At 37.0% G+C, this 14,244-nt stretch carries 13 protein-coding genes and 1 pseudogene; 1 reads left to right on the top strand and 13 read right to left on the bottom strand.

The features are described 5' to 3' along the window. Positions 1 to 2: 2 nt before the first annotated feature. The 11 genes and pseudogenes from cas1b to CST_RS13400 all read right to left on the bottom strand — a co-directional run bounded on the left by cas1b (position 3) and on the right by CST_RS13400 (position 11,880). Positions 3 to 995 carry a type I-B CRISPR-associated endonuclease Cas1b gene (cas1b, locus tag CST_RS07775; protein WP_015359319.1) on the bottom strand — a complete coding sequence of 331 codons (993 nt, stop codon included), beginning with the start codon at positions 993 to 995 and terminating at the stop codon, positions 3 to 5. A 36-nt stretch (positions 996 to 1,031) separates the two neighbouring features. After that, on the bottom strand, positions 1,032 to 1,523 hold the full coding sequence (gene cas4, locus CST_RS07780; RefSeq protein ID WP_015485033.1) for a CRISPR-associated protein Cas4: 492 nt from the start codon (positions 1,521 to 1,523) through the stop codon (positions 1,032 to 1,034). Positions 1,524 to 1,539: 16 nt separating this feature from the next. Further along, on the bottom strand, positions 1,540 to 3,885 hold the full coding sequence (locus tag CST_RS07785; protein WP_015359321.1) for a CRISPR-associated helicase/endonuclease Cas3: 2,346 nt from the start codon (positions 3,883 to 3,885) through the stop codon (positions 1,540 to 1,542). A gap of 33 nt (positions 3,886 to 3,918) precedes the next feature. Continuing rightward, the gene (cas5, locus tag CST_RS07790) at positions 3,919 to 4,671 is read right to left on the bottom strand and encodes a CRISPR-associated protein Cas5 (RefSeq protein ID WP_015359322.1); all 753 of its coding nucleotides are present in this window, start codon (positions 4,669 to 4,671) and stop codon (positions 3,919 to 3,921) included. Further along, positions 4,668 to 5,543, bottom strand: coding sequence for a type I-B CRISPR-associated protein Cas7/Cst2/DevR (cas7i, locus tag CST_RS07795; protein WP_015359323.1), 876 nt, complete (start codon positions 5,541 to 5,543; stop codon positions 4,668 to 4,670). The genes cas5 and cas7i overlap by 4 nt, the downstream gene beginning before the upstream one ends. Positions 5,544 to 5,545: 2 nt before the next feature. Next, a complete protein-coding gene (cas8a1, locus tag CST_RS07800; RefSeq protein ID WP_015359324.1) occupies positions 5,546 to 7,240 on the bottom strand; it encodes a type I-B CRISPR-associated protein Cas8b1/Cst1 in 1,695 nt (564 codons plus the stop codon). 18 nt (positions 7,241 to 7,258) lie between these two features. After that, the gene (gene cas6 / locus CST_RS07805) at positions 7,259 to 7,975 is read right to left on the bottom strand and encodes a CRISPR-associated endoribonuclease Cas6 (RefSeq protein WP_015359325.1); all 717 of its coding nucleotides are present in this window, start codon (positions 7,973 to 7,975) and stop codon (positions 7,259 to 7,261) included. 205 nt (positions 7,976 to 8,180) lie between these two features. After that, on the bottom strand, positions 8,181 to 9,812 hold the full coding sequence (locus tag CST_RS07810; protein ID WP_015359327.1) for an FAD-dependent oxidoreductase: 1,632 nt from the start codon (positions 9,810 to 9,812) through the stop codon (positions 8,181 to 8,183). A gap of 44 nt (positions 9,813 to 9,856) precedes the next feature. Further along, positions 9,857 to 11,071 (bottom strand): MgtC/SapB family protein, encoded by a 1,215-nt coding sequence (locus CST_RS13105; RefSeq protein ID WP_015359328.1) that lies wholly within the window; start codon positions 11,069 to 11,071, stop codon positions 9,857 to 9,859. Beyond that, positions 11,007 to 11,249: a hypothetical protein gene (locus CST_RS13530; RefSeq protein WP_015485035.1), complete on the bottom strand. Its 243-nt coding sequence runs from the start codon at positions 11,247 to 11,249 to the stop codon at positions 11,007 to 11,009. Before CST_RS13530 ends, CST_RS13105 begins: the two co-directional genes overlap by 65 nt. Before the next feature lie 68 nt (positions 11,250 to 11,317). Next, positions 11,318 to 11,880 (bottom strand): annotated as a pseudogene (locus CST_RS13400) (LemA family protein). Positions 11,881 to 12,093: 213 nt separating this feature from the next. On the opposite strand from CST_RS13400, the gene CST_RS07830 reads away from it, so the two are divergent. Next, positions 12,094 to 12,504, top strand: coding sequence for a hypothetical protein (locus CST_RS07830; protein WP_015359331.1), 411 nt, complete (start codon positions 12,094 to 12,096; stop codon positions 12,502 to 12,504). A gap of 3 nt (positions 12,505 to 12,507) precedes the next feature. On the opposite strand, the gene CST_RS07835 is transcribed toward CST_RS07830, so the two are convergent. Together CST_RS07835 and CST_RS07840 are read right to left on the bottom strand one after the other, a co-directional pair. Next, positions 12,508 to 13,119, bottom strand: coding sequence for a hypothetical protein (locus CST_RS07835; RefSeq protein ID WP_015359332.1), 612 nt, complete (start codon positions 13,117 to 13,119; stop codon positions 12,508 to 12,510). Positions 13,120 to 13,158: 39 nt separating this feature from the next. After that, on the bottom strand, positions 13,159 to 14,241 hold the full coding sequence (locus CST_RS07840) for an SGNH/GDSL hydrolase family protein (protein ID WP_015359333.1): 1,083 nt from the start codon (positions 14,239 to 14,241) through the stop codon (positions 13,159 to 13,161). Between the last annotated feature and the right edge of the window lie 3 nt (positions 14,242 to 14,244).

The following is a 14,244-nucleotide window of genomic DNA, read 5'->3' on the forward strand; positions in this document are numbered from 1 at the left end:
TATCACCACCAAATTTTAAACGGTTCGTATACTTTTTCTTCCAACAAATGTTTAATGAGTTTATATACTTCAAGACGAATAAGTCGTAGGTACGATACCGAACGTTTCAGTTCCCTGTGCTCTATTGTCTGTTTTAACCGGATATCAAGTTCTGCAACAATTGTCTTTATAGCTGATTCTTTAAGTTGAAGTAATTCAGTTTCCTTATAAAAACTATCCTCATTTATTTGATTCTTATTAAGAAGTGAGAAAATTAGTCTATCTACGATAAGTGGTTTAAATATCTCTGATATATCGAGACTTAAAGAAAATCTTCCGGTACCTGGTTCATGTAAGTAGCTTATAGTAGGATTTAGCTGGGTATTGTAAATTTCACTAAGTGTTTTAGTATATAACATGGAATTTAGAAAAGAAATAAGAGTGTTAATCATATTATCAGGTGGCCTCTTTACACGCTTTTCAAACTCAACATCCTGATTAATGATTTCATTCCAAGAAGTATAGTACACTTTTCTTATATTTCCCTCTATTCCCATAAGAGATTCAACATTATCACTTACATTTATTTGATTTCTGTAATAATCTATCTCATCAATTATATTCGACAAATCTTTACCTCTGTTTTTATAGTACCTTAAATTACGGTAAATATTAGCTGAAGCGCCGTCAACAAATGCTTTGGCCAATACAATCCGTTTTTCAGGATTTATATAATGTTCAACTTGTTTAACTAATAACTTTCCTGATACAAGATATTCCCGTGGGTAAAATGTTCCTGAATAATAGCCGTAATAATTAAACCAATGAACGGCAATATGACATGACGCCAAAAAATTCATCAACGCTGAGTTAACATTTATCTGACCAAAGAAATAAAGATCTCTAACCTGTTCAATGGGAATGGTTTTTCTTCCACCGTCTTCAAGATAAAATTCCAACGTGTTATCTTTTCGTTTAAGTTCTCCATTATTGAATATGTAATAGGATTGTTTCAATAGTAATTCCTCCCCCAATTACAAAACTAATTATAGTTACACAAAGCACAATTCATAATAAGCGCAATTTTTACATATCTTCATTCTGTTTACAGAAGGAGGTGAAGGATTAGTAACGATTTCGACAATATCGCGAATTATTTTTTCTATTTTTTCTTCATCATTTTCTTCCAGCTTTACAACTAAATTTTTACGTAAAAGTGGGTAATCGATAATACCTGTGACTTCTTCTATTCCAAGTCTTTTTAAATAGTATAAATAATATTTCACCTGCCAGATTGCCGCCTCTTCTATGCTCTTTGATTTTTTAACTTCATGAATTTGTTTATATTTTTTAATAAAATCAATGTTTATAGTTCCGTCGATTAAAATATTTCTCTTTTCCTGTATATAAGAGTTTTCATCTATCATTCTACCTATCAAAACATTTTCGTTTTCATTTTCCATTTGAATTTGGTTAGCAAAATACCACAATTTTTTCTTGCAAACAAAATAATATTCCATCATAACACCTGTAACTTTTACCATTTTCTCCCTCATTATTTCACAATATTGAATTCATTGTTTGCATCTTATTCTTTTCCTCACGACTTATTTTCCTTAAAAGGCCTAACCCTTTTTCCTCTTTCTCATTAAAGTCATAAGGGCAATCACAAATTTTAATCCCTGCATCCGCGAACGCTCGTTTACCAGCTTCTTTTAGTAAAACGTTATTTATATTGGATAATAATTCTCTATCATAAAAATGGGAAACCTGAATAGTATGCTTCAGTATCTCGTCCAGGATTTGTCTTTTTTTGATTGAATCCGCCCTTTGAAATTGCTCTTCCATCTGCTGTAAAATTCCAGTATTGTCAAGCTCAATATATATAGATTTGGGAATAATTAAGTCGCTTATAATATCACGGAACTTCGTTTCATATTTCTCCAATTGATACGGTCTATTCTGAATACTTTGTAAATACCCGATATAATCTAATATTTCTCTATAATACTTCGACTCCAATATTTGGGGATTTAAATCAGGATCATAAACATTCTGAATTATATTCTGTTTGTCTTCTTCTGTTAAAATTTGCTGACCGGAAGGCCCCAAAAATTTTCTTAAAGCTTTTAATGAAAATTCATATATTTCTTTGTTGATCACATGCCCTAATCCCGATACATTTTCGGTATATATATGAATATTAGGAGTATGTTCCGACAAAAAACGATCCCTTCCTCTTAAAATTCTTCCCATTCTCTGGAAAAGACTGTCAACAGTACACATTTCAGTATGCAAAATGTCAAAATCAATATCAAGACTTGCTTCAACTATCTGAGTGGTTACCCAAACTCCTTTTGCATTCTCATCCTTTGAAAAATTAAGAATTTTATTTTCCAGAACGCTTCGGTGTTCTCTTGTAAATAAACTGTGTAATAACCATTTATTTTCAACATTAAGCCTTTGATATATCTCCTGCGCTTTCGTCACAGTATTTACAATTACCAAAATCTTATGATTCAAACTGTCCTTTTCAATTTGTTCAATATCCAATTCATGTTCATGTAATTTTACGAAGTGTTTGCTCTTATCACTTCTGTTACTTTCCCTTAAAAAGGGCTGAGGTAGCTCGAATGCTTCCGACACCTTCATATTCAGTTTTTCTTCAAGAATTTTTATAAAAATTTTCGGCATGGTGGCAGTCATGATCAAAAATTTACCGCCCAACCTGCTTATTTCCCGTAATCCATATAGAATACAGGCTATTATTGTCGGAGAATACATCTGAATTTCATCTATAACTACTTTTGAATACATTAATGTGGCCGGTATCATTTCATAACCGTGATAGCGGAAAACAAAGCGAAATAGCTGGTCAACTGTAGTAATAGTCAATGGAGCGGTAAACAGTCTGGCTTCGCTTTCCATATAAATTGATGATTCATATGAATCATTTTCTTTCAGATATTCATTGAAAGAATCCGAATGGAGTATAGCAACAGGAGAATAATTTAATGAGTTTTTTTCAGAACTGCCCTTTATTCTTTTATAAATCGCATTAATTGTAACTCTTAACGGTAACGTATAGAATCCTTTTTGCGGACCAATCCACAACAGCGCTCCTTCAGTTTTGCCTATTCCGGTTGAAGCTATTAAAATGATGTTTTTATCCCTGTTTTTATATAAATACCACTGTACATCTGCTAAAGAATTACCGTTAGCCGTATACTTTTTCAGTACCTTCTGATCTACCGATTCATTATAACTGTCAAACGGACTTTTCTCAATTTCAGTAATGCCTGCACTTGCTGAGTAATCAATACGATTGAGTAACCCCTTTATTTTTACGTATGTATTATATAAATTTTTATTTTTAACTAAATATTCCAAATTAACTTTTGTATTTGCGTGCTCAAAATCGGGCTCATCGGAAATTAACCCAATTCTGAATTCTCTTTTGAATTCTGAAATATATGGCCTGACATTCTCCTCCAGTGTTTTTTTCAATTGATTGTCATCATAATTAACTTTTCTGTAGTGGTGATAGTATATGGACATGGCAAGAAGCAAGATTTCCTCCGGTAAAAAGCCATACTCCTTTTGAATTCTTTCATAATCAATCATGCATGTGCTAAGATAGCCATGTGGTATCTCAAACACACCATCGAATGTGTCCGGCAATGAGATATTCTCCTTTAATCTCACATAAATTTTATTCTGAAATGTAGCGTTTATCTTTCCGATATCGTGGTGAATTATTGCGAGCCTTAACACTTCCCATTCTTTTTGGGTCAGTATATCAGGAAACGCGCTTTTTAACTCTTCAAAAAGTTTCAACATCTCAACGGTGTGCTGATATATAGTTACATGATTAAAATCCGATTTAGCCAAAAACAGATTGCCCATATACTACCACCTTTCCTTTTTCTATGGCATTTTCTATGCCAGGAATACTGCATCACCTTTGGAATCTTTTGAATATATCGCACCTTTGACAATTTTTGACTGAGGTGATGCATAAATAACATCTATCTGCTCAACCCACTGTCTGAGTTCCGTTTTAGGATTGATGGTATACCTTTTATTAATTTTGTAACGGGTACCGGTAATCTTGTAATTGAACTCATTCCCCTTGTAAAATTCAACAGGAATATATGCATTTCTATTCAACGTAAATGTGGCATTGTTAATAATATTTTCATATATTTCGCACTTTTCCACCAAATCAATTCTTAATAGATCCTCCCAGCGTCCAAGCGACGGATAATATGATGGGTTTAACATTCCCTGATATATAGCATCCACCATCGATTCATCATCGGGGCATACATGGATTAGCAGACGTACGTCAGTCAGAAGTTCATGATACCCGGTCCCCCTGTTTAAACGGTGATGCGTATTGTCTTTTGAATAATAACCAATATTGTAGCGTTCTACATAGTCTTTTGATTCCGTTTTCCCCTTAGGAACCGGATTGAACTCATAATGGGTATATATATCGTTTACAGTTGAGCAATATTCGCCTTGCACACTTATTCTCATACTGTGATACCCGGTAAAACCGCACGCTTTATGAACCATTCCAATTACCGTGCTGTAAGGTGGCAATGGATATGTTTCACGCAACCTGAAACTTGATGCTTTCCGATAGCAAGGCATGTTTTGATACGCCTCTATCCGGACAGCTTTCATCGGTAAACCTCCTCAACTTTGCGTTTCAAATTTTCAAAAAACTCTCTGATTGTAACAGGTTTTAACTGTTCAATAACATCTTTGTCATTTCGGAAAGTTCCTGCAAGATAGCCTATTTCGGTATTTTCCTTTATAGAATCGTCGGAATCCAGAACTTGCTTGATTATTTCAATTTTTAAACTGCCCTTAAACAACTGCAGCCTGTTTTCAAAGAATGGATTCTTTCTCTCATATACTCCCCCGATAACAAATACCGGTGACAAGTTCTCCCTTCGCCCTTTTATATCTCTGTATAGAAACATAATGGTATCAAGGAGGTTCTGCACACGTTTAACTTTCTCGCTATTCTCAATAGCAATAATTTTTCCTTTAACTTCATCAATACCAACTCTGTCCAAATCTATAGCTACGGTATATGCATAGAAAGACTGATGTATTTCGCTCTGAGCAATTGAATTATCCGCATCTTTTTTTCTGGCTGCAAGTCCCATATTTGTTAAATAATCAGTGTCACCGGCATATGGTTCGAGAGATATTGCATTGCTTAAACGGACAACTGCGCTTCTTGTGGTTGCTTTTTCGCCTGAATCAGTTTTCATGTACCCAAATAAATCAATCTCCGGATATGTAACAATATCCGCATCTGAATGGAACTGCAGTACTTTTTTGGAGCTTACAACTTCAACAGGGGTATTGTCGCAGCCCATCTGCTGAATTATGTTATATCTTAATGCTTGTCTTGAAATGTAAGTATAAACCTCTCCGCTGCCTCTGGTAAGTTTTTTCAACGGAGAAATATTTCCGAAACCTTCACCGTAATTTGCACTTCCACATTCAATAATAAGGGACATGGTCAATCCATTTTTCTTCATAATTATTCACCCTCCTCATTTACAATATTTTCAGCATTTTCTGAATTCAAGCTTTCGCCTTGAAGCCCGGCTATAAATGTATAACCCAGCATCTGGAATTTTTCATCACTTTGCTGCATTTCAATCAGTATTTTAGGAATTGATTCATTTCTGCCTACATAAAAACGGAACATAGTATCATTGAACTTTGCCTTGTCTTTTGTTTTCAGTGCAAGTAACAACGGATAAACAAAAGAACGCAGACTTTCATTAATTTTCATGTTTTTGTCATTGTCACCTTTCACGTTTGTGACTGTATTCGCATACTCCCGGCGAATTCTTAAGCCTTCATTGTATGCTGCATCAAATTCTTTCCGGCTGATATACATAGCCTCACTTCCTCCCTCCTCCGAATAGAATTTTCTCATCCTACGTCTTTGAATTTGCAGAATATCCCTTACATACGGAGCTCTAAGGTTTTCAGTAAAAACTTTTTGCAGAATGGCATGTACCAATGCATACTGATTTCTGCCTGAAAAGAAATTATTTGCAACTTCCTGGTACACATTAACATAAGTGTCTTTGTCTTTCTTAAACGTCCAATTTATCAGGTTTTTAAAATTACTTTTGCAGGCCTTAAGTATTTCTAACAACGGTTTCGAAAGGGTATTGAAGACATATTTTCCTGTATCGGTATCAACAGAAACTCTTCTGATGATTTGAATGTTTTGAATTTCTCTTGTTTGTTCCTGGGCTGCATCATCTATAAAAGAATATAGTACCTTATAATAAAGCTGATTTAAAGTAGTGTATTTTTCACCGCCCCGTTCAAAAATATCCTTTTCCGCCACCAGCGTGTGAATGCTTTCATTGTTGTTTATAAAAATTGCTTCTCCGCCGACTACTGTAAAACCCAGTGGTACGCATGAATATACCAATGCACAGACAGGACAGATATAAGTATCAGGATTGAAATTCCAAAAATGAGACCTCTTACGTTCCATGTCAATACCTACATCATTCAGCCATGACATTCCCATTCCCAAACTGGCATTGATCGGATTGCCGCATTGAATGCATTGCAACGCTCCTTTATTTTTTCTGTTTAAATATTCCAACGCAGGCTTAACAAAATAATTATAGTAACATTCTTTAATATCCTTCCTAATATTTGATCTTTCAAAAAATGCAACGTTTCTCCAGAACATAATTATTTTGGTGTAGATAATATCTTTCATGCAAAGGGTTTCTCGATGCTTTTTCATGTACTGAATTAATTCATAGCAGATGCTTACTGACTTTTGAATGTCTTTTTCGGTTTTCAGCATTTTTACACGGGAAAGAACATCAAAATCATCGCCTTTTTCTGCAATTATTTGATATCCTGATTTATAACTTGCACTTGTTAGCTTATTACATAATTTTTCAATAAAACTTTTATATTCTTCTTTGGGTATATCTTCCGGCTTTATACCGGCAAAATGCTCAAATTGGTTAATAAGGCTTTGATATAATGTTTCGTTCTGAAAAGTATTCAGCAATGCTTTTATGTAGTTTTCATGAAAATTTTCAAGTAATGATACCGGAACATGAATTGTATTACCTATATCCTGATCTTCAAGATTAAAGCCTTCCTGCCGTAAAACCTTTATAAATCCGACCACACCGGCGTTAAACAAGAAATCTTTCAAGGTAATAGTTATGTATCCGGAACTCAACAGCAATTCACCTCCTTTTCACAGTGCTATCATTCCGAAGCCACAACTACGTTTTGAACCTATTCCCTGTTTATAAAAATAATCCAGTAAAACTGGATCTCCTTCCAGCATAAATGTCCCAAGCGTAACTTCAATATACTGTCCGTAAAACTGCACTACTGTTTTTTGAGGTTTAACAGGAGTCATACGAAAATCTTCCAACAGATATGACGGTATGTCTTTCAAAATTTCAAGTTGATAACGCAATACTTTCATCAGTTCATTATTAAATTCAGGATGAACAACACTGTAATAAAAATCTTTATTTCCATTATTGTGAGAACGGACGACTAACGGCGAAATAAACTGAATGAGTATTTTTCTCTCTGTAATTATTTTTTCAGGTACAAGATCGATCTCTTTAAGCAAAATCGTATTATTGAACGGAATGTTAAACTCTTTCAGTCTCATCTTCAGAAATGAATTATACATGTGTATGCCAAGAATGGTATCACCGGTCGAAAACTGGACCTCCATTCGGTTGGATTCTAATTGTATAGCATCTGAATTAAAAATGGGCTTGTCCAGCCAAACAGAAAATGTATATTTTTTAGGTATCACGCCGTTTTCATAAAGATTTCTGTACAGGACTTGATCATACTGAGATATGGAGTATTTAAGGAAGGACAATATAAAAGGCCTGTAATCACATGGAATTATATTTTTTCTTAATTCAAAACTTAATTTTAATCGCATTTCTTCACCTCCTTATCCTCCCATAATAATTTTTTATTATATATTCGGCTAAATTATACACAATATTACATTTAATATCAATATTTGTTATACAAATACCCATATGTATTTGCTCTCCATGCTGGATAGATTCAATATTTTTAATATAAAAATATAAAAAATTATTATTTTTACATTCCAAAATGGTTAGATTTATCTTTTTTATTTACCCTGACGGTTCAGAACTGTACCCTCCGGTTATGTTTAAAACTTTAAATCCGTTCTGGCTTAAGATTCTGTCGGCTATGTAACCGCGATATCCCACACGGCAGTATACCACAATTGTTTTGCTTTTATCAAGTTCATCAAGCCTTTCCCTCAGTTCATCAACGGGTATGTTAACCGCCCCTTCAATATGACCTTTGCTATATTCTGCCTCGGTTCTCACATCAACAAGTATATAATCATTCTTGTTAAGCTGCTCGAGCTCGCTCCACGTAATTAAATGGGACAAGCCCGTCAGCCGGTTTTGAGCAACATATCCGGCAATGTTGACAGGATCTTTTGCCGATGAATACGGAGGGGCATATGAAAGCTCCAGTTCCGCAAGATCATTTACCGTACCGTTCAGGCGAATAACAGCCGCAATAACGTCGATCCGCTTATCCACTCCTTCATAACCTACTGCCTGCGCCCCTAAAACTTTTCCGTCATCATTGAACAAAAGCTTCAAAGTCATTTGGGAAGCTCCGGGATAATAAGAAGCATGAGACATTGGATGGACATATATTACCTCATAAGGTATATCTGCCAGCTTCAAATCCTTTTCGTTATTGCCCGTACACGCTGCGGTAAGGTTGAAAACCTTGGTTATGGAAGTTCCCTGAGTTCCCCTGTACACCGAGTTTATCCCCGCGATGTTATCCGCCGCTATCCTGCCCTGTTTATTTGCCGGACCCGCCAATGGTTTTGCCGTCTTTCTGCCGTTAACAAAATCGGCCACCTCCACGGCATCACCCACTGCATATATTTCTTTGATATTTGTCTGCATCCTCTCGTTTACAATTATATGCCCTCTTGGGCCAAGCTCGATTCCACTGCCTCTGAGGAAATCGGTATCGGGAACTATACCCGTGGCAAGAATTACAAAGTCTGCAGTAAGTTTTTCCCCGTTTGACAAAGTTATTTCGATTTTTTCTCCATTTTCTTCAACTGAATTAACCATGGTGTTTAAAACAAGATTTACGCCATTTTTCTCCAGTTCCCTTTCAATCAGAACGGCAATATCTTCATCGAACTGGGAAAGGATATGCGGGAACATCTCGACGACTGATACTTCTATTCCCCGTTTCCGAAGATTTTCGGCCATTTCTATACCAATAAACCCGCCGCCGATTATCACCACGCTTCTTACAGCTTCACTGCATGCTAAAGATTTAACGGCATCGGCGTCATGAAGATTTCTTACCGTGTAAATTTTATCATTGTTAATTCCGGGAATATTAGGCCTGAAAGGCTTTGCTCCGGGTGCCAGAATGAGATAGTCGTAACTTTCACTATAAATCCCCCTGGCTTTGCTTTTTACGGTAATATTTTTTTCCTGCGGATTTACGCTTATAACTTCGCTTTCGGTCCTTACATCGATATTAAATCTGGCCTTCATAGCTTCAGGAGTTTGAACAAAAAGATTGTCCCTGTCTTTTATTACATCACCTATGTAATATGGCAGTCCGCATGTCGCGTAGGAAATATGTTCGCCCTTTTCAAACATTATAATCTCGGCGTGTTCATCAAGCCTTCTGAGTCGTGCGGCTGCCGACGCACCGCCTGCCACACCGCCGACTATTAAAACTTTCATTCCATGACCCCCTGTCTTTTGTTTTCAGTAAACGGGATATCGTCTTATTCCATAATTGCGACACCTTTCAACGTTTTCAGCTGTACAATAAGATCACTTTTTGACAAACCTTTCGGGAGCTTTAGAGAGAAGCGGACAAACATAAAATCTTCCTCATCTTCGTCAATATCCACATTATTTATGTTGGCGCCCATTCGGCCCATGAAGGATGCCACTTCACCGAGTTTTCCCGGCCTGTTTTCAATTTTCAGACAAATCTCAATGCTGGCATCCTCTTTACTCATAAGAACATTTTCAAATTTGCTGAGTAATTTCAGCGTTATAAACACTATAGCCGCGGCAATAACCGCTGCCGTATAAAATCCAGAACCGGCTGCAAGCCCTATGCATGCTACCGCCCACAAACTTGCAGCGGTGGTCAGTCCCCTGACACTAATTCCCTGTTTTATTATAGTCCCCGCACCAAGAAAACCTATTCCGCTTATCACCTGAGCGCCCAGTCTTGCAGGATCCACATTTGTTAAACCGCGATATTTATTGAACAAATATTCGGACAATACCATTACCAGAGACGACCCCAAGCAAACAAGGACATGTGTCCTGAGTCCCGCCGCACGTTTTTTGTTCTCCCTTTCAAGCCCAACAATACCGCCAAGTAATGCTGCCGTTAAAAGACGTAATAAAATAACCCCGAGATGCAAATTTATTTTACCTCCTTTCCGGCTAAGGAAGAAAAAATTAAAAGAGCGTTCCGCAGAAGCCGTAAATAATAAAAATTTTGTAATTCTTCCTCTAAAGAAAATCAGATCAATTACTATAAGCGCTAAAAACAACAATATCAGAATCGCATCGGATGTATTTTCACTTTCTTCGCCGTAATCATCCACTGTATACCCATACTCCGGCGGCTTATATTTAATATCATATTCTTTGTATATCTGCTGTATAACCGCCATAAAACCATTTGCGATTCCCTGTCCATAGTCTCCGTCCCTGAAATGGGGAATCATGTAATTGTCCTGTATCCTGCCCGTCAAACCATCGGGCAGGGCGCCTTCAAGCCCATACCCAACCTCAATTCTGGACATTCTGTCGCCTACTGATACAAGAATCAGAACACCGTTATTCTCTTTTTTTGAGCCTATCCCCCATTTTCTGAACAGGGCATTGGAATATTCCTCAATAGCTTCGCCGTTAAGGCTGTTTATTGTTACAACCACAACCTGAGCGCCGGTTTTCATACAGCGAAACCGCTTCATTCTGTATCAGACGTTCATAATCGGAATTTATGACACCAGCAAAATCGTTTACAAAAAAATCATCGGTCGGTTCAGGCAGAGATACAGAAGTGGCCACCGCATGTGGCGCCGTTATAGTTGTAAATAAAATAACGAGTGTTAAAATTATAAACAGACTTTTCTGTATATTTCTTTTCATCTGAACCTTCCTTTTACATATTTTTCGGCCAAAATGCTATGCGCAGCCACTTCGGTAAAATTCAGTTTTCAGAATTTCACTTCCGGAGCCTGTTTTACATTTTCACTTGCTTCAAAGTATTCATATCTTTCAAAGCCGAAAATTTTTGCGACCAAAACCATCGGAAACCTTCTTATTGCCGTATTGTAGTTTCGCGCCGCATTATTGTAATCCATTCTGGCCAATGCTATTCTGTTTTCCGTTCCGGCCAGTTCATCAGAAAGCTGTTTAAAATTCTCATTGGCTTTAAGTTCCGGATAACTCTCAGCTAAAGCAATAAGTCTGTTCAGAGCGCCGGACAGCTGTTCACTGGCTTCCGCTCTTCCTCCATTGAACCTGCGCCTATAAGCCTGGACCGGGCATCGGCTATGCTTGTAAAGATTTCCTCCTCATGAGCAGCATATCCTTTAACTGTTTCGACAAGATTAGGAATAAGATCATTCCTCCTTTGAAGCTGATTGTCAATCTGACTTAGCGCAGTCTCAACTTCCTCACTTAGTTCCACAAGGCTGTTATAAGTTTTAATGACAGGCAAAACAATAACGACTAACAATGCTATGATGACTATAATTGCAACTGTTCCTTTTCTCATTTTTCATTCTCCTTCTTGCAATATTTCATTATAAGTGCATATATAACACGACATTAAATAATGCCGATATATATTACGGTCTTACAGTACTAAAAGTCTTATTTATATTGTAATATATACCCAAAATACAATAATTGCGATCCTGGAATTTAGAAATTCGAATGGTTTACCGATAAAAAAAATGTAAATATACCGCAAAAGGAGATTAGCATCATGAAGAAAAGCCATATTGCGATACTGACGATAGTGGGACTTTTATTTTTGAGCCTGACCATCTCGAATCTGTATTTTATCAAAAAAGTTTTCGAGCTCAATGAACAACTGACAAGGGTTTTTGAGCTTGAAGACACAATAAGGGAACTAAAAGCCGAACATCAGAAGGAAATCGAAGCAATAAAAGCCGATTATGAAAAACAGATTGAGCAGATTAACAGTGAATATTCCGAAAAATTTGATACCGTCACAAAACAACTCAATGCCTTTGAATATGAAATTGAAGAATTTTACAAAAACAAGTTTATTATGAAACAAGATTATCTTGAGAACATAAAAAAGATCAACGACATAAGAGCAAAACTTGAGGAAAGCAATAAAGAGGAAAATAAGGAGGATAGTAATAATTAAACACTATCCTTCCGTATTTTCCTCCGAAATCATTGAATACTCCACCGACACCACTTCTCCGTTTTCAATAATAAAGGAAAGAACACAATTGCCATCGCTGTAGGAATATTTGCTGAAAGATTGTTCGTAATCACTTCCGTATGTCGCTATCACATCATCCAAAGTGGCGTTCAGCGTAATACCTTCCCTGGTGGTTACGGTGTCGTCAAGAAAAACAAGGGATGCAATGTAGTCCTTGCCATCTTTCGTATAAGTGGTAAACTCAAACCCGCTGTAGGAATAAATTTTATCCATTCCCTCAAAAGCGCAGCTCGGCGCTTCGAAATAGTTCATCGGTTCGCCAAGCGCCTCAATTATCGGAGCTGCTTCATCATTAATGCCTATTTCCACACCTTTGTATTCAAAGTAATATCCTTTTCTTTCCCCAATATTGCCGTTATTTTGCCCAGTTTCACCCGTATCTTTAACATCTCCGTTTTCATCAGCGTTGCTGCTCACATTCTTATCGCCGATATTCTCATTGCCGTTTCCCTGGTTAATGAAAACTAAAACCGCAATTCCCACAGCTATTAATACCGCTGCCGCAATTATAAACGGTGTTTTGTTTTTCTTCATTATTTAATCCTCCTCTTTTACTCTTAATTTTCCAGTTGTCTAATTGTCATCTCTTCCGGCGCTGAAGGCCTTAAGATATCCAAATTCCTCCAACTCTGCATATTGTTCTTCCATTTCCCGGTTGTAGCGTTCGCATTTCGCTTCCCAAACCTCACTCAGCTCTTCATCATTTCGACGGTCGGGAAGGTCAAATTGTTCCTGTAAAATTTTTCCAAAATACCTGGACAGTTTTTCGGCCCCCGACAGATTCAGGTGCAATCCCGCGTCATAGGTATCAGTTTGGTAATCAATTCCTATTTCATCAACATGTTTTAAAAAGTTAATATACAAAAGATCATTTTTCCGGGCATATTCCTCAATCTGCTGATCCCATTCATCGTACCAGTGAGGGTAAAGAGTCGGGGCCTTAATCAAAACAAGTTCTATACCGTTTTCCTTGCACAGTTTTGTCATTTTATCAAGATATTCATAGCAGGTGTCACTGAATCTGTAATTTGCAAGCTTTTTGGGCTGTGGTATCGAAGTAACTGGCTTTACATCAACCCGCATAAGATATCCGTTATGGGTCACATTGTCTTTTCTGAACAGATATTTGAAATCTTCAGTCGAAAGTTCGCTCCACCTTGAATGGTACCTCAAAATGGGAAACAGGTAGGTAATAAACTGCTCATCTTCCATCATCGAAGCCTTTATTGCTTTAAGTTTTGACAGCGACAGCGGCATACCGTCCAGCGCCATGCGGTTATAAGCTTCCTTCTGAGGCTTGTCATACTTCATCGACAGCACATTAAAAACCACAACTTTGGGTTTCTCGTACGCAAGGGTTTCTTCAAGGAGGTAATAAGAGTGCCATATAAGCTGTTGTGCACTGCCCCGTATAAAGCTGGTTATACCGTATTCCTGCCAGAGAGTCACAGGCGAAAAATTTTCATACACTTCACAGTCACCGATAAAAATTACGTCGTGCTCCTTGTTTTTTTCGCGATAGTATTCGGAAATTAAGGCTCCTTCCAATATTTTTGTCATGTATTTGGGCATTAAAAGATTCTGAAGCAGTCCCAGCAATACTATTGTAACTAACGCAGACACAACCCACTTTGCGATTTTCTTACCCGTTCTCATACC

The sequence above is a fragment of the Thermoclostridium stercorarium subsp. stercorarium DSM 8532 genome (assembly GCF_000331995.1).
Classification (GTDB): Bacteria; Bacillota; Clostridia; order DSM-8532; family DSM-8532; genus Thermoclostridium; species Thermoclostridium stercorarium.